The following is a 21,511-nucleotide window of genomic DNA, read 5'->3' as shown; positions in this document are numbered from 1 at the left end:
AAGAGCTCTTGAAAAAATCATTAATGGCAGCCTCTAGAAATGGAGGTGCCCAAAACAATCTTAAGGAGATTGAACATATGAAGTTCAAGTTCGTTGCCGTATTGGCTCTTTTTGTAACCGCAATTGCATTTACTGCATGCGAAAAAGTTGAAAACTGCCACTACGATGAATCCGCCAAGACGCTCAAATGCCAAGGCCAGACCTATTCCACCGTCGAAACGGGTGGCCGCGTGTGGATGGCTGAAAACGCCAACCTTCTGAATTTTGATTCCAGTTACTGCTACGGCAATAACCTCGACAACTGCAAAAAGTATGGCCGCCTCTACGATTGGAAATCCGCTAATGACGCATGCCCCACAGGCTGGGAACTCCCAAAACAGGCAGACTTTGAAAAGGCCGATCTCAAGGCTCTCAACATTGGTAAGGATGGCTTCCGCTATTACGATGGCAAGTTCGCTGACGAAAACGTGAGCGCAAGCTTCTGGACTGCTGATGCATTCGACGAATCCCGCGCTGTGATGGTCCGCGTACAGGACAAAGTAACGTATGAACATTACAACAAGACCATCGCCGCCTCCGTCCGTTGCGTCAAGGCGAAATAACTACAGCGCCCGCAATGCGCTAAAACACAATCCTCTTAGCTGAATCATAACAAGAAGGCCCTGTGGCATCCCGTCGCAAGGCCTTTTTTGCGTGTATTTCGCTTAAAATCGCACGATATTCGCGATTTCGCTCGCCTTTTTCATCTATAAATACATATATTCAAAATGTGAATGCCGTGCGGGTTGTACGGCATCGTTTAGAGGTTTACGATGCAAAAAATTGTGATTGTCACTCACGTGCTTAGGGCGCTCGGTTTTATCTTGGTGCTGCTTTCGCTTTTTGGCCACGAAATTATTTTGAACGTTTTCCCCGGTCTTGAGGGCAGATCTATCAACCCGATTTTCTATTCGGGCATTATCGTGTATTTGATCGGTGCCGTCATTTACTTTTTTGTCAATAAAAAGGAAAAGGCAGACCGCCGCCGTCGAGAAATTGAAGAATCCTATAAGGCGGCAGGCCTCGGCGATTCTGATAATGAGTCTAGCGAAGATGCGGCTAGCGATTCCGACGAAAATTCTAACAAGTGATTGCGTGTATGAGCGATTTGATGATTGAAATTGAGCACCTGCACAAGACGTACCGCAGTGGCTTTACGATGAAGCCGAAGCTTGCGCTCAAGGACGTGAGCTTCAAAGTCGAAGCGGGCAAGGTGTATGGATTTATTGGGCCTAACGGCGCTGGCAAGTCTACAACGATTAAGGTTTTGACGGGGCTTTTGAATTTTGATTCGGGCAAGGTGCTTGTGAACGGCATCAGCCCGCGCGATGTGAAGAGTCGCCAGTACATCGGTTATTCTCCGGAACAGCCGTATTTTTACGATTACCTCTCGGGCCGTGAACTTTTGCGCTTTTACGGAAAGCTCGTGGGCCTCAAGGGGGCCGAACTCGAGTCTCGCATTGGCTGGGCTCTTGAACTTTTGCACGCGAACAAGGACTGGATCGACCGCCGCTTGCGTTCGTATTCCAAGGGCATGATGCAGCGCGTGGGGATTGCCCAGGCGATTCTTGGCAAGCCGAAGCTTTTGATTCTTGACGAACCGATGAGCGGCCTGGACCCGATGGGTCGCCGCGACGTGCGCGAGGCTATCCAGCAGCTCAACCGCGATGGCGTGACGATTTTCTATTCGAGCCATTTATTGAGCGACGTGGAAAGCATCAGCCACCGCGTGGCGATGATTGTCGATGGCAAGATTGTCCGCGAAGGGACCGTCGATGAAATCACGGAATCCTGCGGCGTGGAATACCATGTGCGTACGCGTCAGGCAATTTTGGAAGCGGACTTGCCGCGCGGTGTAACGCTTACCGGTCACCCGCAAGAATACATCTGCGCTGACGATGTCGCCCGTGACCGTTTGCTCGGTTTCTGCCTCTCGAACGGGATTGCCGTAGAAAAGATGGACCACAAGCGTCCGAGTCTCGAAGATATTTTGACGGAGGAAATTGCCCGTGCAGACGCTTAAGCATATCGGCATTATTGCCCTCAATACGTTCCGCGAATCCATTCGCGACAAGATTCTTTATAACATTGGCTTTTTGGCGATTGCACTTACGCTTTTTAGCATTGTGCTTGGCGAGTGGTCGGTGTTTGATCGCGCTTATGTCATCAAGTCCACGACGCTTTCGGTGATGAGCCTTTCGGGCCTTTTGATTTCCATCTTCGTGGGCATTAGCCTTGTGCAAAAGGAAATCCAGCGCCGTACGGTGCTCACGCTTTTGTCAAAACCCATTAGCCGTGCAGCGTTTATCGTGGGCAAGTACTTTGGGCTTTTGGCGGTTGTCGCAGTGCATCTCGTGCTCCTCACGGGAATCTATTATGCGATTCTGTGGGTTACAAATTCTAGCCCGACGCTTAGCCTCTTGACGGCAATCTACCTCATCTTCTGTGAGATGGCGGTTGTGATTGCGGTTGCACTCCTGTTCAGCAGTTTCAGTAGCACGGTGCTCTCGGCGCTCTTTACGCTTGGCGTTTATTTTGCGGGCCACTTGAGCGACCAGCTTATGGAACAGGTCAAGTTTGCAAGCCGCATGGGCGAACTGCAGGGAGCATCTTCTGCAATTCTTGAAAAGGCGGCGGTCGTGATTCACGCCGTATTCCCAGGACTTTATCGTTTTAACGTGACGAACTATGTGGTGCATGGGGTTGCGCTCCCGGACATGTATGTGTTCTGGAACAGCGTTTATGCACTCGGTTACATCGGCGTGTTCTTAGCCATCGCAAGTTGGTGGTTTAGCCGGAGGGATTTCCTATGAGAAATCAGTACATGGCAAAGGTCCTTGTGCACAACAAGGTTGTGTCCGAGGACCAGGTCAAGGCCCACTGGGGCGAAATCTCCGACTCGATGGATATCGGTCAGGTTCTTGTTCGTGCGGGAATCTTGAAACAGTCCATGTACGATAAGGTTCTCGCGTTTGTGAAGAACCTCGAAGCGAAAAACGCGAAGCCCGCTGCAAAACCTGCAGAAAAGCCCGCGGCACCTGCGTCTGCCGCAGCTCCCGCGCATTCCGCATCAACGCCAGCGCAACCTTCGTCTCCGGCGCATTCTGCACCCCCTGTGCAGCCTGCTCCAGCAGTTTCTGCCGCGCCTGCTCCGCAGCCGGCGGAAGAACCTGCCATAAAAATTGAAGGCAACAGCAGCCTTTACGGCGAAGCCTCATCTTCGACGGTCGTTATCGAAAAAGTCGAAGGTCTCGAAACTACGAGCATGGCGAGCGTGCAAGTTCCGGTCGAAAGCGAAACGCCCGCCGAAGAAACTGCGACCGAAGAACTTCCGTCGCAGTTCGCCGTTGCAACCGGCGAAGGCGAAGCTGTCGAAGCTCCCGATGTCTTGCATCCGATTACGCCGCTTGCAAAAATCATCGCTTACGCTCGCAAGTTTAACGTCACGGACGTTTATCTCTACGCCGACCGCCAGATAACCATGCGCCAGTCCGGCAAGCTCTTTATCGCATCCGAAAAGGTGCTCGAAAAAACGCATTTGATGGACCGCCTGGCCGAAGCTGCCGAAGGTTTTGCGGACGGCTACAAGATTGTAATCGGTCGCAATTTCAGTAAGACTTTTGCCCTCCCCGGTGTTGGTCGTGCCCGCATTTCCGTGACGTGGAACGACGTCACGCCGAGCATTTCCATCCGCATCATTCCGATGGAATCGGTGGCGCTCGAGAATCTTTACTTGCCCGAATTCAGCATGCAGTTTGCGACGCTCAATAGCGGGCTTGTGCTCATTGCGGGCCCGTCGTCGAGCGGCCGCTCCACGACGATGACCGCCTTTGCCGAATGCATTGCTGCGAATCGCCAGGTGTTCATCCAGACGGTCGAAAAGCCGATTGAACGCTTGCTCCAGAATCCGAACGGTTCCATCGCCCAACGTGAAGTGGGCTTGCATGTGCGCTCCGGTGCCGCTGGCATCGAACTTGCCATTCGCACCGGCGCCGACGTGATTCTCTTTGACCATCTCGAAACGATGGAAGAACTTTCTCTGCTCATGCAGGCTTCGAACGCGGGCGCTCTCGTATTTGCTGTCGCGAGCGGTAACAATATCAACGCGCTTCTTTCGCGCCTCCTCATGTCTGTGCCGAGCGAGAACCGCAGCGCCTTTGCATGCTCACTTGCTGAACAACTCAAGGGCGTTATCGTGCAGCACTTGATTCCTGCAGTGCAAAACCAGGGACTTGTGCTTGCCACCGAAGCGATGAAAGTCACGTCGACGATTGCGGGCATGATCCGCAAATGCGATGTGTCGCAGATCCTCTCTGCGATTAGCAACCAGAAAGACCAAGGCATTACGCTCGACGATTCTTTGCAGATGTGCGTAGAATCCGGTTACATCGAAGGCAACGAAGCCTGGAAACGTGCAAACGACAGCCGCCGTTTTGCGTCTTACCGCAAGGTTTAGCGAGGTTCATCATGGCATCAGAAATTGAATCTCTTTTGGAATACGCCTTGAACATCGGGGCAAGCGAATTGATTGTGACTGAGGGCGCTCCTTCGGCGGTCCGCTTTGCGGGTCGCGTCTGTGCGGTCCCTGAATCTTCTGCACTCCCGTTTGGTTCTTTGCTTGAATTTTTGGGCGCTCTCGATGGCGAATCGGGAACGTTTGTCGGTGGGCCTTGGGTGAACTCCAAGTGGCGCGTAAAGTACTTCCGCGAAGCGCTTGGCAATGCGGCAATTTTCCGCCCGCTCATGGCCGAATGCCCGGAATTTACAGCGCTTGGCGCGCCTGCGGCTCTCGATAGCCTGCTTGGTCTTAGTTCCGGTCTCGTGATTTTTGCAGGGCCAGCGTGCTCTGGAAAAACGGTCTCGGCGACGTCTTATGTTTCGGCTTTGTGCAGTTCTGGCATTTTGCGGTTCTGCGATTTGGACGAAAGTCATGAACTGCCTGTGAAAACGGGCGAAAGCTTAAAGCTTGTGAATACGGTTGGTTCGACCTCAGAAAAGCTGGAACAAGGCCTTCGCAGCGGAACAGATCTTTTCTGGCTTGGCGATTTTGACGGCTTGTCATTGATTTCCATTTTGCGAGCCGCAGAATCGGGCGCTCTAGTGGTCATGAACGTGACTGCGGGTAACGCCGTTGGCGTTGTCGATGCTCTCCTTTCTGCAGCTACTCCCGAAAATCGCGACCTTGTCCGTACGATGCTTGCGGCCGCACTCAAGGCTGTCGTTGTGCAAAGGCTTTTGCCTTCCGCAGCTGAAGGCGGTGGCGCAGTTTCGGCCTGGGAAATCCTTTTTAACACGCAAAACGTGGCAGCTCACATTCGCAATGGCGAACAATTCAAACTCCCATCCGTGATGGCGTCCTCCGCATCCGAAGGCATGCTCTTGATGGATGATTGCTTGGCCGAACTTGTTCGCTCGAATTATGTGACTGCTGCAGAGGCAGGTCGGTATGTTTCCAATCCCGCACGGCTGGCTTAAAAAAACGCTCCTTTTGACGGCGGCTATTGCCTCTGTTTATGTGGCGCCTGTAGAGGCGGCACATTCCGCTGATGAAACGCTTTTGAGTGCTATGCAGCTGGTGCCTGATTCGTTACAGGCTAAAAAAGCAAAATCGGTGCTTTACCTTGGCGGTGGCGAACATTCTCCGTGGTATCATTTGGGTGTCCTGTACGCTTTGGAAGAATACAAGATTCCTGTCGATTCCATTGTCGCCACATCGTGGGGCGCCTGGATGGGGGCTTTGTGGTCGCTAGGTGTCTCGATTGACGATATCCAGCGCCTGATGCTAGACCCGCATGTTGCAGATTATTTAGGGGTGAATTCTATTAATGCAAAGACAGAGCACGATGCATTTGGCCTGCCTGTTTCCGTTGATGGAATCCCGTCGCTTCGCCAAAGATTCTCGTTTTATGCCGATACGGCAGGGAATGTCTATCGCAGCATGCATGCGCTTGTCCCTGATACCTCCTCCATTGAACGTTCGCTTTCGCGGCTCCGCTTTGAGGAATCTCTTTATCGCCAACGCGGTTCTTTTCGTATCCCTTTTACGCTTCTCACTTGCGATAGCGTGATTGAAAATCCGTCTTATGCCGATATTGTCGCATCGCTTCCGCTTGCGGGGAACGGTAAGTCCGGGGAACTTTGCCCGTATTTGGCTGTGCCATCATCTAAAAATCAGCAAGAGACTTCGCTGATTGCGATCTCCGATCCCGTCCGTTATGAACTTGATGGAAATCCCGAGATGCAGATGCTCAAGAAAAACGCCTTGTCGAAATTGAATGCTCAGGGCATTTTCATCAGGCCGCATTCCATCCGCGATACTTCCCGAAAGTCTATGATTCAGGCGGGGTTCTCGGCGGTGGAGCATCGTTTGCGCGATATTATCCCGGTCGTCGATGGGCGTAGGGAATACACCGAAAAGCAAAAGTCCGAAGCCTGGTTTGCGTTTAATCCGGTTTTTGACAGTCTGTCATCGGAACTCCATTCGTCTGTCCTTTCTTACTGGAATCCTCAAGATACGGGTTTTGATGCTCCGAGAAATTTTGCTTATGCCATCGCCTCCAAGGTCCCATACGATACGGTCTCGTTCAATATGCAGCCGGATGGCGGGCTATTGATTGATGTGGGCGTTCATCCGACGCTTGATGTGGCGGCCGGTGGTTTTGGCTCTAATGTAAACGGCGCCAACGCCTATGGTGAATTGACGTTTAATTACGTAAATCAGATGGAAATAAATCTGAAACTTGCGGGCTTTTATGGTACTGCGTCTTACGGATTCCGCCCGCGCCTTGAAATTTCTAACCTGATTAGCCGCCGATGGAAGTTCTGCTTTGGCTATGACTTGATGAAGCTGCAATATTTAAAATCGTTCGAAAAGGATTACATCCTGGACGAAAATCGGATTGTGTATGAAAAGCGCAATGACCTCTTCTTGTCGGCAAGATATGCGTTGGATGACATGCAGTCTGTCGAGGTCAAGTTCCTTTTTGGCAGCCGCGATTTTAAAATGCCTCCATTCCCTAGTGACCAGTACTACGAAGAGGAAGATTTATTCAAATATGTCAGCAAGTACGAAACGAATCCGGCAACGCAAAGTATTCGGTATTCTCTGTTGAAGGGTGATGACAATCCTTGGTTTGCGTCTAATGGCTATTCGGCTAACGCCTATGTTGGCATGAACTTGATTGGCTATGGCTTCCATCAGAGAGGGCCGATACACGGCATTTACGCTTTTGATGGAAAGATTTCCTGCGCTCCGACTCGTAACTCTTCAGTGACTTTTGGGGCGGCAGTGGGTTTTGACGCTTATCGTGATGGGCATTTCAAGTTCCCCACGACTTTTGAAAATGCCGTGATGGAAGACCGCTATCGTTTGCATGTGGCGGCTACACCGTGGTCCGAAGATTATCTGGATCCGGAACTTGCCACGCATGGCTATGCGATGTTGCGCATGAACGGCGGTGTCCAGCGTTATGGCTTTGGAGCCTGGCTCTCGTTTGCCTATGTCCATGATTTCGAAGACAAGGCGACTGCAAAGCTGAAACCAAATAAGTTTGTCTTTGAACCGGCACTCCGCTATAAGTATCGCTCTTTCACGGTTTATGCCGGGCTTAACCGCGTTGTCGATACGGAAACCTTCGGCGATTTAAAACGCTTTAAGGACTATAGGTACTTTATCCGTATCGGCGACTACAATCTGTTTTAATGTAGACGTCATCCTGAGCGCAGCGAAGACAACTCAAAAGGCGAGTATGCCCCAAGGCGAATGCAGTTGTGCTTGCACAAATATGGCTGAGCCGTTTAGCAAGACGCGAAGCGTCAATGTCGCGACCATGCTTGCATGGGCATGACCGAGCCAAGGAGTTGGGGCTTGCCCCATCCAGTCAATTCTTGAGGTTAAACTTATTTCTTCTCCCCGCGGTTCTTGGCGGCGACATCCTTATACTTGTTGTGATCGGCGAGGTTCGTACTGAAGAAGTGCGTGTGCGAACCGTCGTCCTTTGCAACAAAGTAAAGTGCCTCGGTCTTGTCGGGGAAGAGCGTTGCTTCGATGGCCTTGCGACCCGGATTTGAAATCGGGCCCGGCATGAGTCCCGGGAACTTTCGGGTGTTGTAGGGGCTGTCGCTATTCAACTGGCTTTTGTAGATCGGGCCTGTCAAGTTCTTGAAGATGAACCGCACTGTCGGGTCTGCCCCGAGCGGCATGCCGATGCGGAGGCGGTTGTGGAACACGCCTGCAATGAGCGGACGTTCGTCCGGAATGCCCGTTTCTTCTTCGACCACGCTTGCAAGTGTCAACACGCGGTGCCAGTTGCCAAGCGTTTCCCACTTGGATCCTTTGCGCTGTTTCATCTCGTCGCGGACCTTAAAGTTGGCGGCGACCATCTGTCGCAGTATGGATTCTTCGTCGGAGTTGATGGCGAATGGGTACGTATCTGGCAACAGGTAGCCTTCAAGGGAGTTCCCTTCGATGCCGAGTGAATGGGCGAACTTCGGGTCCTGGACTAGTTTGTTCCAACGGGCCGTGTCGAGGTCCGGGAAGCTCTTTTTAAGGTAGGCGGGGATTTCCCAGGAGGCTCGACCTTCGGGGATGGTCACCTTGCGGACTGCACTTTTGCCACTTTCGAAGAGTTCAGTCAGCTCGTCGAGCGTCTGGTGGGCAGGAACCTCGTACCAGCCGGCCTTGAGGGCCGGTTTGTTCAATTTGCACCATAAATTGAACGCCAGGTCGTCTGTCCAGACCCCTTTTTCGTGTAAAATTTGTAAAACTTTTGTGGGGGAACTGCCCTTTGGAATCTCCAAAATGACGGTTTTTTCGTTGAGTGAAACGGCGCTCAACCGTTGATTTACGTGGAAATACGCAAAAACAGCGGTTAAAACGAGGATAATGGCGGTAATTGAAAAAATCTTCTTCATTGCGTAAAAATTTAAAAGAAAATGCAACGGATTGGCAAAATAAAAGGTATATTCGTATTGCATTGTTGAATATTTCCCTTGTTTTGAGGATTCGCTATGAAAATGATGAAAAAAATTATGTTTGTCGCCTTCGCTTTGCTGGTTGCTTCTTCCTTCGCAGCCAAGAAGGTTAAGTCCAAGCTTGGCGATGTGGAACTCACCAAAGAAAAAGATGGTGGCTCCGTTGTCTGCACGGCTGGCTTTAACGACGAACTGACAGTCTTGAAGGAAGGCGATACCGAAGTCCTCGTGAAGGGCAGCTGCGGTCAGGGCTGGGTTCCGAAGTCCAAGATTGAATACGTTGCCCAGAAGGCTGGCGACAAGTCCATGAAGTTGGAAGACGTGGACATCGTGGGCTGGCTTGATAACCCGAGCGCCGTGTTCGTGTTGGAAAACGACGACATCGACTTCGACGGTGTGAACATCGACCGTGACTTCAAGGAATACCTTCAGCACACGATGGACCGTGAACAGATTGAAATCCGCAACAACGAAAACTAGTTGTTGACATTCAAGCTTGTTTGACCCGTGGCTTAGTGCTGCGGGCTTTTTTTATTCCCTAAGTTCTGCAGGTTGCCCGTAATCCAACTACCTACAGAAATTGCATGTATTTAAATATTTGCATAAATCCCCCAAAAGTCTCTTAAAAATGCTATCTTTGCGCCCATGAGTTATTTGAAGGGCTTAAAAGACGGTTCCCCGATTGGACTTGGCTACTTTGCGGTCTCGTTCTCGTTTGGTATCGCTGGCTCGAAAATTTTTTCGTGGCCGCTTGTGACGCTTATATCCATGACGAACTTGACCTCGGCAGGTCAGTTTGCCGGGCTTCAGATCATGGCTGATGCCGCCGGCACGTTTATCGAGATGGCGCTTGCGACGTTCTTTATCAACCTCCGCTATTCGCTGATGGCAATTTCACTTTCCCAGAAGGTTTCGCCGGACTTTGGTACGGTGAAGCGCCTTTTGCTCGCGACTGGCATTACGGATGAAATTTTTGCAGTGGCGATGTCGCAGAAGCGCGTGACGCCGATATATTTCCTTGGACTTTCGACGCTCCCTTACATTGGCTGGTCGCTTGGAACGATGGTTGGTGCCATTTGTGGTGAAATTCTCCCGGCGATGGTGACGAACGCCCTTGGCGTTGCGCTTTATGGCATGTTTGTGGCGATTGTCGTGCCGCAGATGAAGGTGCATGGCCCGACGGTTTTTGCCGTCGTTATTGCTGTAGCGCTCAGTTGCGCATTTAAGTTCTTCCCGCCGCTGAGCGGCGTGTCTGTCGGTTTTGCGATTATCATTTGCGCGCTTGTAGCATCCTTTGTTGCGGCGTGGCTCTTCCCGATGCAAAACGTCAATGCAGATGACGAGGAGGCCAAATGAAGATCGACATGCAGACTTACCTGATTTACTTGCTCGTGATGGCTGGCGTGACGCTATTCTTGCGTGCGGTGCCGTTCATTTTGCTGCGCAAGAAGCTCAAAAGCGTGTTCTGGAGCTCGTTCCTCGCTTACGTGCCGTACACGGTGCTCAGCGCGATGACAGTGCCTGCCATCTTCTTTGCAACAGATAGCCGTTTGACGGGCGCCTGCGCGCTCCTTGCCGCTGTGGTCGCATCGCTCCTCGGTGGTGGCCTTGTGACTGTTGCTGCGGTCTCTTGCCTTACCGTGCTCGGCGTCGACGGGCTCATGCTCTTGTAGAATTTGGATTTGAAAGGCAAATTCTAAAATTTTGCCGTTTTTTACGTGAAAATGAGTTTTGCTTGTGATTTTTTCACGTAAAATTAACGACAACATAAATGAATGTGCTTAAAAATGTCTGCTCGTGAGTCTTTTTTTTCTGCTTTTTGAGTGCGCGAATACTTGTTTGGGACTAAATGGCCATTCCTAAAGAATGGAATCTTTGGGAAAATACAGAATATATTACATATAACATTGTGAAATTACGTGAAAAAAGATGAATTTGATTAGAAATTCACGTAAAAAAGGGGCTTTTTGGAAAATTTTGTTTTTTCTGAATGTGAAAAGCATGTTTCTACAGCCACTAAATTGTATATTCTTGCGTGTAATTTACCGTTTTTCGTTATTTTGGAGCTGAAATGGATATTGGAGCCCTTCATTTTCAAAATCCCGAAGCCTTTTGGCTGTTGTTGTTTGTTCCGCTGTTGATTGCGCTTTATGTTTACCGCCAGCAGCGTCGTAAGAGTACGATCAAGTTCCCGGCGCTTGCACTTGCAAAGAAGGCGGTTCCTAGCCGTCGTGTGAAGTTTAGGCATATTGTCCCTGCGCTCCGTTTGGCAGCCCTTGTTTGCTTTGTGGTGGCGCTTGCCCGCCCGCAGAACGCGATGGAAGTCGAATACACTTCGACGGATGGTGTCGACATTATGCTTGCGCTTGACGTTTCGGGCTCTATGGGGACTCTCGACATGCTTACCCGTACCGAACAGGCAAAGCTTGGCGTGATGAATGCCGAACGTATCTTGAAGCGCGGTGAATATTGGAAATACAGTCGTCTTGGTTACGCTCAGGACGTGATTGCCGAATTCATAGGCAAGCGCCATAGCGACCGCATTGGCCTTTCGGCTTTTGGCGCCCGTTCGTTTACGCAGTGCCCGCTCACGATGGATTACGGTTCCCTGCTCGAAATCTTGAAGGCAAGTGACGACCTCGCTCGCGATACGCTTGTGAATAACAGGACCGCTATTGGCGATGGCTTGATGAACGCGCTTGCAAGGCTCAAGATGTCCGATGCCAAGTCCCGTGTGGTGATTCTCTTGACCGATGGCCGCGATAACGCAAGTGTCGTTCCGCCGGTGCGCGCCGCTGAAGTGGCGAAGTCTCTGGGCGTGAAGGTTTATACGGTTGGCGTCGGCAAAAAGAATGGCAAGATCCTTTCGTTCCAGCAGAACCCGTGGACGGGTGAAATCTCCTGGGGCGAACGCGACATTACGCCTGAAGAAGGCATTGACGAAGACGTGCTCAAGGCGATTGCTTCGAAGACGGGTGGACGTTTCTACCGTGCCGAAAACAAGGCCGAACTCGAAAAGATTTACTCTGAAATCGATGAACTCGAAAAGACGGAAATCGAGACGATCGCTTACGCACGCTATGCCGAAAAATTCTACCCGTGGCTTTTGGTCGGGGCGCTCCTCATTTTGCTGGAACTCATCCTCGCAAATACAAGATTCGTGAGAATCCCGTGATTCGGCATCCGACGCTTCACTCGTCATGGGGCTTGCCCCCATCCAGTAAAGTCTAGTTTCAAGAAATGACTGGATTCTTCGCTTTTGAGACTTTGTCTCATCGCTCAGAATGACGATGTTTGCCTTCGTCATTCTGAGGGCATAGCCCGAAGAATCCAGTTAAGTTTTTAGTCTTTCGGTGCCGGAGTTTCTGGCTTGTAGCAGTTCTTCTTGGCTTCGGCAAAGATCTGCGAAATATTGCTTGTGGAAATGTTCGAGATTTCGGCGTAGTGCAAGCTGAACGAAATCTTCCACGAAGTCATGTCAGATTGCATGCTGTCGCGGTCGCATTCGCGTACGAGCTTTTGGCAGAAGGCTTCGATTTCAGAAACTTCATCGCGTTCCATGACAATCGAAAACTGGTTCTCTCTAGTCCTTGCGAGGAAGGCGTTTTGCCCTCTGCACTGGCGCTTGAAGAAAGAGGCGAGGTCTGCAATCACGCGGTCAGACATTTCGTAGCCGAAGTTGCGCACGATTTCCTTGAAATAGTCCACATCCATAACGAGAAGGAAGAGTCGCTTGCTCGGGTCCTGGTGCTGCGTGATGTACTGGAGGTAATCGACCAGTCGAATTTTGTTGTTCACGCCAGTCAGCGGGTCAGATGTGATTCTGTACTTCAAAAGTGTAACGTAGACGTGTAGGAGCGTGAGGGCGAAAATCGGATCGGTGAGCGGAACGTCTGGAATGAAATACTGGATAATGCAAGCGCAACTTGGCACGAAGGCGATAAACGAGAGGTAGAACGCTTCTTTTCGGTTGGTGGAGTTCTTTTGCGTAATGGCATGTTGGATGCCGAGGAACATTGTGGCGAAGATGTAAATGAAGTTCAGCCCGATAAGGAACGGTAAAAGGCGCCTGAACTGGAGTGACGTCGTGTGGCAGTCATTTGTAAAACCGTAAATGCTGATGCCAATGCAAATGAAAATGCCAATAATGCTCGGTGTCGAAAAAAGCGGGAACAGGTGCTTGTAAGAGTAAACGCTCTTGCGGATGCGGAGGAAGATGAACGAGAACCACAATTGCGCAAGTAAAAGCGAAGAACTCAAGCTCAGTGCGTAAAGAACGGCGTATATGACGCAAATTTTCTGGTTACTGGAGTACAGGTCGCTTTGCATGTGGACCGAGTAAAGCATCTTGGTCACGGTACTCAACACGATATAGATGATGGTGTCGATGATGGTGAAACCGAGAATGCGCTCTTCGAGGTGCCTGAGAATGCTATCCCTGAATTGTAGCAGTGTAATGAGCAATACTGCTATGCAAATGATATTGATTTCTATTAAGCTTGGATAAGACATTTTCGCAACCTAACCTTGAAAAGAAATATAATTATTTGAAAGCTTTTCGTATGAAGGCTTTATGAAAAGAAATCAAAACCATTTTTGAAATTTCTCTCGACGATTTCTTTTGATTTGTTTTTAGTTTTCTAGCCTCGCGTTATTTGGTGAAAGGAAGTTTTTTTTCGTAGACTTTTGTATATTCTTGGTGCTTGTTTGATGCAAGGAATTTTATCGGAGTAGATAATGAGATTTGCAGAACCGAATTTTTTGTGGGGCCTTTTTACTCTGCCTCTATTTGCGCTTTTGTTTGTCTATGCTTATCATCGTCGTAAAAAATTAGCAGCCCGCTTTGTCTCGCTTTCGATGCTTTCTAAACTTTCGACGAGCGTCTCGCCGTGGAGGCGCCTCACGAAGGTCCTGCTTTTGCTCCTTGCTATTGCTTTCTTGTTTGTGGCACTTGCCCGTCCGCAGTGGGGCCGCAAGATGGAACATGTGGAACGCCGCGGTCAGGACCTTGTGCTGTTGCAGGATATTTCGCTTTCGATGCTTGCCGAAGATGTAAAGCCGAACCGCCTGGTGCGTAGCCGTCATGAAATTTCTGCATTTTTGGAATCTCTCACGGGGGATCGCGTTGGCCTTGTGGCATTCAGTGGCGAGGCGCAAGTGATGGTTCCTCTGACGCTTGATTACGGTACTGTGCAGATGGTGCTTCGTGAACTCAATCCGGGCTGGCTTATGCCGGGCACGAATCTCGAAAGCGCAATCCGTAAGGGAATGACTTTGTTCGAAAATTCCGGTGGCGCTAGCCAGCATTCCGTGATGATTCTCATGAGCGATGGCGAAGAACTCGAAGATGCTGCCGTCAATGCCGCCAAGGAAGCCGCTGAACTTGGCATCAAGATTTACACGATTGGTATCGGCTCTCGCGAAGGCGTTCCTATACCGCTCAAAAGCAAGAATGGCGGAAGTGTCTACAAGAAGGACATGCAAGGCAATATCGTAACGACACGCCTTGAAGAAGGGACGCTTCAGGAAATCGCAAACGTGACGGGTGCGCTCTACTTTTATGCGAGCCCGGGCGAGTTCCAGCTGCAAAAGGTCTTGACCGAAATAGCAACGCTCGAAAAGAAAGACCAGAGCAGCGACCGCATGGAAAATTATCAGGACCGCTACCAGATTTTCCTCGGGCTTGCAGCCCTCCTGTTCTTGATCGAGGCTGTCATTTCGGAACGCGGCCGCCGCCGCAAGCAGCTCAACGGAAGATTCAGTTAGTCTTTGGTCAATGGTCATTAGCTATTAGGATATGTCTTGCCCGCATTCATGCGGGCATTTTTATTACAAGATGGAGATTCCCGCTCAAGGCGGGAATGACATAGAGTGGGCGGGAATGACATGGAATGAAAAAAGGCCCGGCGCGCTCGCGTCGGGTCTTTTTCATAGGAGGGATTGAAGAAGCCTTCCTGGTGGGGCTTGTGTCTCGACTGGAGAACTGTGCGGAAGCCGGAGGTAGGCTTACTACGCGTGTTGTGGCCACTAGGAAGGCTCAATTATTAATATATGTCTAAATACAGAATGGGGAGCGATAAACCTTAAAATGATTGGTCTATTTTGGAATGTTCCCGATTAGTTTACTATTTTCTACTTGATGAAAACGAATTATATGATTCCTGCCGCTGCTTTTGCGGCTTTAGTGGCTTTGACATCATGTTCCATGATGCCTAAAAAAACGTCTCATGTTAAACATACACCGGATATGTATGCCACCGCTGCAGAGAGCTCGAGCTCTGTTTTGCCTGCCGGGAGCAATTTGCCTGAACACTATAGCAAGATTGAGTTTCCGGAATATAAGTACGTGGCCCCGTATCCGAAGGATTTCCGTGTGCAAATTGCTGATGGCATTACGGGCTATATCGTAAGCGACCGTTCGCTCCCGCTGGTGGATTTTACGGTTTATTTTGAAGAAAGCAACTTGCCGCAGGTCTTGAAGGATGAAGCCGCCTTTGAAATGGTGGGCTCCATGATCCGTCGCGGTTCAGGCGGCGGGATTACTCCGCACGTGCTCGAAGACTCCCTGGAATTTGTAAGCGCCTCGATTTCGACAAGCGTCGGTACGTTCCTCTCGGCTTTCGACATCAACTGCCTTTCTGCGTATTTCCCGTCTATGCTTGAGCTTTCAAAGAAGGTTCTTACGGACCCGTCTTTCGACAAGAATCAGCTTGAAATCGTAAAGGCGAATTACGTTACGGCATACGAACGCCGCTTTGAAACGCCTGCCAAGGTGCTTTCGGCACTCAAGTCCAAGGTGAACTATGCGCCGAACCCGAGACTTTGGGATGCAAACGCCGCTGAGTACAAGGCAGTGACTGCCGCCGATGTGAAACGACTTGCAAAGGGCGTCTTCTCGTCCAAGCGCATTGTGTTTGCTCTTGCCGGTGATGTGGATAAGGATTCCGCTGTTGTGGCACTCAAGAAGTTCTTTGCGGACTGGAAAGTGGAACCTGCGAAGACCGAAAAGCCAAAGCCGACGCCACTTACCTTTGCCCGCAAGCCGGGTGTCTATGTCGTCGACAAGGATATCACGCAGGCGAACATCACCATGAACCAGCCATTTGTGAAGCGCCCGCATCCGGATTACTATCCGACCGCTGTGGCTAGCTTCATTTTGGGCGGTGGTAGCTTCAGTTCTAGACTCATGAACCGTGTCCGTAGCGATGAAGGCCTTGCCTATAGCGTCTATAGCACGGTTGGCAATGACTACCGCGATACGGCCATGACGACGATTGCTCTCCAGACGAAGGTGGAGACGGTGGATTATGCCATGAAGCTCATTTTTGAAGAAGTGGAAAAGCTTGCAAAGGACGGCCCGACTGCCGAAGAACTTTCCCAGGCTAAAAAATCCCTGGTCGAGAGCCTGCCGAGCCTTTTTGATTCCCCGGCATCAACGGCTTCGATCTTTGCAAAGGGCGAATTGCTTGGCAAATCGGACAATCATTATATAGATTATGTGACGGAAATCAATGCGGTGACGGCTGAACAGGTCAAGGCGATGATCGCTAAGTATTTTGATAGAGAAAAAATGACTATTTCGATTGTCGGTCCTGTCGCCATGTTCGATTCTCTGAAACCGTTCACGGTGATTCCGCTAGATAGTCTTGAATTTAGATAACCTTAAGGAGCGAGGTCTATATGCAGGGAAAGAGTTTGCGTTTTTCGTTGTTGATGTGCTTTAGCGTCTTGATGGTGCTTGGCTCTTCTCTGTCTTATGCCGCTAAAAGCGTTTCGGTATCGGAGGTCTCCCGTCGGCAGCTCTTGATGAAAATGAAGAACAATGCCGACAATATGCGCTCGTTCTGTTCGGGCATGTACAAGTGCCTGGATATCAAGTACGAGGCCTGTACAGATGTCGATATGAAGCCGTGGCCGAAAATCGAGTACAACAACGAGTTTTGTGCTCCTTATAAGGAAATTGTCAAGCGCGGCTTTTCGACCGATATCAAGGCGCCCATGATGACGGATTTGTTCATGCGTCTAGGCCGCCAGTACAGGGCGATTTACGAAAGCGAAGGAACTCTTCCGCTCGAGGTCAACGAAATTACGTTCCTGTTTGATAATATGCCGTTTACGGCGGACTTGATTAATGCGTATTTGGAATCGGAATACACGCTGGAGTACAACAGTACGAACCGCCGCTATTTCTCGGGCGGTAACGGTCATGGACTCTCGGGTGATTTTTACTGGGCGTTGCAGGACAGTGCCGGCGTAAAGCCCATGCTTCGCAATATGTTCTTTGGCTATGGCTACGCGCAGATTTTGAAGTGGTCGCTCAAGGGAACGGCTGTCGCATTCCTGGACATGGACCTTGTCGCTCCGAGGACGCTGAAGTATAAGCTCACCGCAGTCGTGTTCCCTGGAAATTCCGTGCTCAATTCCATTATGCAGTTGAGGGTCTTCAAGAGCGTCGTGAATTCGAAGATTGACGATGTCGTGAACGATATCAAGAAGGCGGCATCGATGTACTACAAGGGCAATCGTAAACCTCTTAAGGAAAATGCTAAATTGCGGACTCCCGAAAATATCCGCCATATCGAGGAATTCGATAAGGTTGTTTCGGGCGCCACTTGGAAACTCGGGGATGCTGAACGCATTGAACGTCGTCAAATGGAACTTAGCGCTCCGAAGCCGGTCGTTAGGCCGGCAGAACCGAGAGAACCTAAGGAACCGATTGATTCTCCCGATTTCAAAGCAAATACTTTTATCAAAAAGGACTAGAAAATGAGTGAACCTAAGGATTTGGAAACTTTGCTTGCACGTGTGACGGAACGCCGTCGTGAACTCTTGACGTCTGTGGTCAATCGCCGTACGCGTCATTTCTGCATGGTGCTTGAAGACCTGTTCGATCCGCACAACATTTCCGCTGTTATCCGTACTGCCGAGGTCTTTGGCCTCCAGGATGTTCATGTCATCGAAGAAGACAACGCCTACAGTGTGAACAAGTCCATTTTGAAGGGCTCTTACAAGTGGATGAGCATTTATCTGTACAAGAAGCGTATGCTCTGCATGGAAAAGCTCCGCGCCAAGGGCTACAAGATTGCTGTTGCAAGCACGAATACCACGAACTCCGTGCTCGACCTTGATTTGAGCCAGCCGATGGCATTCTACCTGGGCAGTGAATTCCATGGCAACCATCCGGATACGCTTGCCCATGCGGACTATGAATTCAAGCTTCCGCAGTATGGCATTACCGAATCGATGAACGTCTCCGTGGCCGGTGGCGTGCTGATGACTTACCTTGATGTGTTCATGCAGAAGCAGGGCCGCGAAAAGTTTGCCTTGCCGCAGGCGGAACGCGACGCTTTGTTGCTCGATTGGCTTGACCGCCATGTGAACGGAATTGAAACAAACAGCCCCATCGTGAGGGTGGAGGGATAATCCTCTTATTTTTCGAGAGGCATCCAATGCCAATCGCAAAATATGCTAGATTGTTTTTAGAATGAAAAAGAATACCGCTTTATACTTCTCCGTCGGACTTGTCGTTCTTCTTGCCATTTTCATCTTGATTTTTGGCATGTTTTTCTTGAACGAGAAGGATCTGCGTGAAACGTTTGACGTGTACCACTTGCGCTTTACGCAGGTGAGTACGCTTGTTTTGGATGACCCGGTCAAAATCAATGGCGTGAAGCTTGGCCGTGTGGAATCCATTGAACTTGCTGGCCACCGCGTCGTGGTGACGGTCAGGCTCAAGTCCAACGTGAAAATCCCGAAAGATTCCGAAATCCGCGTGCAGAATATCGGCATCATGGGTGAACGCCAGATTGGCATGATTCTCGGCGATTCCGAAGAATACTACGTGCCGGGCGATACGATCACTGGCCAGTTCGATGCGGGCATTGCCGAAGCGCTTGGCCTTGCCGGTGAAGTTTGCGATTCCACGAAGGTGCTCTTGGAAGCGGTCAAGACTGCCTTGAACGGGACAATTGCAAATCCGGATTTCCAGGACCGATTCAAGACGCTTTTGGTGAAGGCTGAAAATCTTGAAGACCGATTGATGTCCCTTGTGACGACTACCGATCCGCAGCTCAAGAAGAGCCTTGCGAACTTGAACAAGGTGACGGTCAAGGTGAACGAACTTGTCGATGGTGTCAAGGAACCGATCAATGGTCTTTTTGCCGGAACGGACAAGGTCATGGGAAATGCAAACCATTTGATCTCCGAACTGGAAGATGTGACCAAGCACTTGGATGGCCTGATCGCCAAGGTGCAGTCCAAGATGGATTCAAAAGACAATACGGTGGGCATTTTGCTGAACGACAGACAGCTGCATGACGACTTGGTCAAGACGGTGCGTTCTGCGGACAGCCTGTTCAAGATTATCTTGCAGGATGGTCTTGACATTAATGTGGATTTCTTCTGAGGAATTGATGATTACAAAGTTACTTACTGTTTCCAACAAACTGGGCATTCACGCTCGTCCGGCCGGTATGATAGTTGATATCACGGGCCAGGCAAAGAGCAATGTGTCCATTGTATTTGATGGTTCGAAGGCCAATGCGAAGAGCATCCTTAACGTGATGATGCTTGCTATCCCGGCTGGTTCCGAAGTGAAATTCGAAATCGATGGCGAGGATGAAGAGTTAGTCGTTCAGCAGTTGGAAAAGCTTTTTGATGACCACTTCAACGAAGAACCCTGCTGATTTTGTAGCGAAGACCGCCAATGAAGTGAAGTCCCAGAGGATTGAACTCGTTGGTGTGCCATCGTCCCCTGGCTTTGCCATGGGTACGGTTTTTCCTGTTGCAAACCGTGAATTTTCTGTGGTCGATGAGACTCTCCCGGAGAGCCGCCTTGCTGCAGAAGAACAGATGTTCCTGAAGGCCATCAGTAAGACCTCCAAGGAAATTGCCCAGATTAAGGAAATCTCGGAAACCAGAGCTGGCGTCAAGGACAGCCTGATTTTTGCAACCCACCTGATGATCTTGCAGGATCCGGGACTCGTGAATGGAGTTCTCGACAAGATCAAGAAAAAACACAAGAATGCGAAGTGGGCGGTACATGTCGTATTTGGCGCCTACATCGAAAAGTTTGAAAAGATCGACTCGCCTGCCATGCGTGACAAGGCGGCAGACCTCAGGGACTTGTATAACCGCCTGATGTCTGCGATGGACGACTCCGGACCGGTATTGGAGGATGTGTCTGACGAAGAAGGCATTGTCCTTGTAGCCCATGAGTTTGTTCCAAGTTTCTTGATGACGCTCAAGCCTGGTCAGGTGAACGCCATCGTGATGGATACGGGTGGCCGTACAAGCCATGTGGCCATCTTGTCTAGAGCATTGCAGATCCCTGCAGTCTCAGGCCTTAGAAATGTTGCTGCCCTCGTCAAGAGTGGCGATACGATTATTGTTGACGGTGCTGATGGTAAGGTTATCATCAACCCGAACGATGAGGATATCCGCAAGTTCCACGAACGCCAGGAAATGTTCGAACGCCAGCGCCGTGAGCTTTTCACGATGCGCCAGCTGGAGCCGATGACTCGCGATGGCAAGTACATTGTGCTGCACGCGAATATCGAAATCCCGACCGAAGCAGACAAGGTAACGGACTTTGGTGCTACGGGTATCGGCCTTTACCGTTCGGAGTTCTTGTTCTTCAAGAAGGATACTCCGACTGAAAAGGAACAGGAAAGTGCCTATAGGCATATCCTCGAAAAAATGGATCCGTATCCGGTTGTCATCCGTACGCTTGATGCCGGTGGCGATAAGCTTGTTTCGGGGGTTTCTGCGGTGAACGAATCGAACCCGTTTATGGGTTGGCGTTCTATCCGCGTGTGCCTTGACCGCGAAGATATTTTCATCACGCAGTTGCGCGCCCTGCTGCTTGCAAATACAAAGGGCAATTTGCGCATCCTCTTGCCGATGATTTCGAGCATGACGGAACTGCGCCGTGCGAAGGCCTGCATTGCCAAGGCCCGCAAACAGCTCGAAGACGAAGGGCATAAGCTCCCTGTCGTGAAGATTGGCTCGATGATCGAAGTCCCAGCTGCTGTGATGATTGTAGACAAGCTTGCTAAGGAAGTGGACTTCTTTAGCCTGGGTACAAACGACTTGATCCAGTTTACGCTTGCTGTTGACCGTACAAACGAACTTATTACCGACATGTTCCAGCCGCACCATCCGGCAGTGCTCAGCATGATTTACCAGACTGTGGTGGCGGCACACCGTGAAGGAATCCCGGTGGCGGTTTGCGGTGAAATGTGTACGGACCCGATGAGTGTGCTTTTGTTGGTTGGTCTTGGTGTTGATGAACTTTCGATGACTCCGTGGAGCGTGATGACGACGAAGAAGATTATCCGCTCCATCAACTTTGAAGATGTTCGTGATGCTGCGTTGACTGTTTTGCAAATGGATGATGCCGAGAGTGTGAATGAGTTTTTGCATAAGAAGTATGCTCAAACGATTATGGAACTTGGCATATCCGGTTTTGTGGGACAGGTTGAAAAATAAAACAGTTGGT

20 protein-coding genes are annotated in these 21,511 nt (G+C 50.2%); 18 read left to right on the top strand and 2 right to left on the bottom strand.

Features of this window, described 5'->3' with window-relative positions:
• Window positions 1-77: 77 nt before the first annotated feature.
• The 7 genes from CRN95_RS05225 to CRN95_RS05195 all read left to right on the top strand — a co-directional run bounded on the left by CRN95_RS05225 (window position 78) and on the right by CRN95_RS05195 (window position 7,741).
• Entirely contained in the window at window positions 78-602 is a 525-nt protein-coding gene (locus tag CRN95_RS05225) for an FISUMP domain-containing protein (RefSeq protein WP_073423721.1), read from the top strand.
• A gap of 210 nt (window positions 603-812) precedes the next feature.
• Entirely contained in the window at window positions 813-1,130 is a 318-nt protein-coding gene (locus CRN95_RS05220) for a hypothetical protein (protein WP_088631148.1), read from the top strand.
• A gap of 20 nt (window positions 1,131-1,150) precedes the next feature.
• On the top strand, window positions 1,151-2,062 hold the full coding sequence (locus CRN95_RS05215) for an ABC transporter ATP-binding protein (protein ID WP_088631195.1): 912 nt from the start codon (window positions 1,151-1,153) through the stop codon (window positions 2,060-2,062).
• A complete protein-coding gene (locus tag CRN95_RS05210) occupies window positions 2,049-2,852 on the top strand; it encodes an ABC transporter permease (protein ID WP_088631149.1) in 804 nt (267 codons plus the stop codon). Before CRN95_RS05215 ends, CRN95_RS05210 begins: the two co-directional genes overlap by 14 nt.
• On the top strand, window positions 2,849-4,495 hold the full coding sequence (locus CRN95_RS05205; RefSeq protein WP_088631150.1) for a type IV pilus twitching motility protein PilT: 1,647 nt from the start codon (window positions 2,849-2,851) through the stop codon (window positions 4,493-4,495). Before CRN95_RS05210 ends, CRN95_RS05205 begins: the two co-directional genes overlap by 4 nt.
• A gap of 11 nt (window positions 4,496-4,506) precedes the next feature.
• A complete protein-coding gene (locus tag CRN95_RS05200; RefSeq protein ID WP_088631151.1) occupies window positions 4,507-5,514 on the top strand; it encodes an ATPase, T2SS/T4P/T4SS family in 1,008 nt (335 codons plus the stop codon).
• Window positions 5,486-7,741 (top strand): patatin-like phospholipase family protein, encoded by a 2,256-nt coding sequence (locus CRN95_RS05195; RefSeq protein WP_097020268.1) that lies wholly within the window; start codon window positions 5,486-5,488, stop codon window positions 7,739-7,741. Before CRN95_RS05200 ends, CRN95_RS05195 begins: the two co-directional genes overlap by 29 nt.
• Before the next feature lie 197 nt (window positions 7,742-7,938).
• Here the strand turns inward: CRN95_RS05195 and mltG are convergent, their stop codons facing one another.
• Window positions 7,939-8,952 carry an endolytic transglycosylase MltG gene (gene mltG / locus CRN95_RS05190; protein ID WP_235002885.1) on the bottom strand — a complete coding sequence of 338 codons (1,014 nt, stop codon included), beginning with the start codon at window positions 8,950-8,952 and terminating at the stop codon, window positions 7,939-7,941.
• A 96-nt stretch (window positions 8,953-9,048) separates the two neighbouring features.
• Between mltG and CRN95_RS05185 the strand changes: the two genes are divergently transcribed.
• The 4 genes from CRN95_RS05185 (at window position 9,049) to CRN95_RS05170 (ending at window position 12,187) form a co-directional block, all read left to right on the top strand.
• Window positions 9,049-9,492 (top strand): hypothetical protein, encoded by a 444-nt coding sequence (locus tag CRN95_RS05185; RefSeq protein WP_088631154.1) that lies wholly within the window; start codon window positions 9,049-9,051, stop codon window positions 9,490-9,492.
• Window positions 9,493-9,657: 165 nt separating this feature from the next.
• Window positions 9,658-10,368, top strand: coding sequence for an AzlC family ABC transporter permease (locus tag CRN95_RS05180; RefSeq protein ID WP_097020267.1), 711 nt, complete (start codon window positions 9,658-9,660; stop codon window positions 10,366-10,368).
• Complete coding sequence (locus CRN95_RS05175; RefSeq protein ID WP_088631156.1) at window positions 10,365-10,685, top strand: AzlD domain-containing protein; 321 nt, start codon at window positions 10,365-10,367, stop codon at window positions 10,683-10,685. Before CRN95_RS05180 ends, CRN95_RS05175 begins: the two co-directional genes overlap by 4 nt.
• Before the next feature lie 398 nt (window positions 10,686-11,083).
• On the top strand, window positions 11,084-12,187 hold the full coding sequence (locus tag CRN95_RS05170) for a VWA domain-containing protein (RefSeq protein ID WP_097020266.1): 1,104 nt from the start codon (window positions 11,084-11,086) through the stop codon (window positions 12,185-12,187).
• 167 nt (window positions 12,188-12,354) lie between these two features.
• Here the strand turns inward: CRN95_RS05170 and CRN95_RS05165 are convergent, their stop codons facing one another.
• Window positions 12,355-13,524 (bottom strand): GGDEF domain-containing protein, encoded by a 1,170-nt coding sequence (locus CRN95_RS05165; RefSeq protein WP_088631158.1) that lies wholly within the window; start codon window positions 13,522-13,524, stop codon window positions 12,355-12,357.
• Between the two features lie 225 nt (window positions 13,525-13,749).
• On the opposite strand from CRN95_RS05165, the gene CRN95_RS05160 reads away from it, so the two are divergent.
• From CRN95_RS05160 to ptsP, 7 genes are all read left to right on the top strand, one after another.
• The gene (locus tag CRN95_RS05160) at window positions 13,750-14,778 is read left to right on the top strand and encodes a VWA domain-containing protein (protein ID WP_097020265.1); all 1,029 of its coding nucleotides are present in this window, start codon (window positions 13,750-13,752) and stop codon (window positions 14,776-14,778) included.
• Between the two features lie 373 nt (window positions 14,779-15,151).
• Window positions 15,152-16,672 (top strand): pitrilysin family protein, encoded by a 1,521-nt coding sequence (locus CRN95_RS05155; protein WP_088631160.1) that lies wholly within the window; start codon window positions 15,152-15,154, stop codon window positions 16,670-16,672.
• A gap of 20 nt (window positions 16,673-16,692) precedes the next feature.
• A complete protein-coding gene (locus CRN95_RS05150) occupies window positions 16,693-17,775 on the top strand; it encodes a hypothetical protein (protein ID WP_088631161.1) in 1,083 nt (360 codons plus the stop codon).
• A 3-nt stretch (window positions 17,776-17,778) separates the two neighbouring features.
• Window positions 17,779-18,435, top strand: coding sequence for an RNA methyltransferase (locus CRN95_RS05145; protein WP_088631162.1), 657 nt, complete (start codon window positions 17,779-17,781; stop codon window positions 18,433-18,435).
• Window positions 18,436-18,496: 61 nt separating this feature from the next.
• Complete coding sequence (locus CRN95_RS05140) at window positions 18,497-19,417, top strand: MlaD family protein (protein WP_088631163.1); 921 nt, start codon at window positions 18,497-18,499, stop codon at window positions 19,415-19,417.
• Window positions 19,418-19,424: 7 nt separating this feature from the next.
• A complete protein-coding gene (locus tag CRN95_RS05135; RefSeq protein WP_088631196.1) occupies window positions 19,425-19,697 on the top strand; it encodes an HPr family phosphocarrier protein in 273 nt (90 codons plus the stop codon).
• Window positions 19,669-21,501: a phosphoenolpyruvate--protein phosphotransferase gene (gene ptsP, locus CRN95_RS05130; protein ID WP_088631164.1), complete on the top strand. Its 1,833-nt coding sequence runs from the start codon at window positions 19,669-19,671 to the stop codon at window positions 21,499-21,501. Before CRN95_RS05135 ends, ptsP begins: the two co-directional genes overlap by 29 nt.
• The last annotated feature ends 10 nt before the right edge of the window (window positions 21,502-21,511 follow it).

The organism is Fibrobacter sp. UWB16 (genome assembly GCF_900215325.1).
Classification (GTDB): Bacteria; Fibrobacterota; Fibrobacteria; order Fibrobacterales; family Fibrobacteraceae; genus Fibrobacter.
Note: the sequence above shows the minus strand (reverse complement) of the source record. Positions and strands in the feature narration are given on the sequence as shown.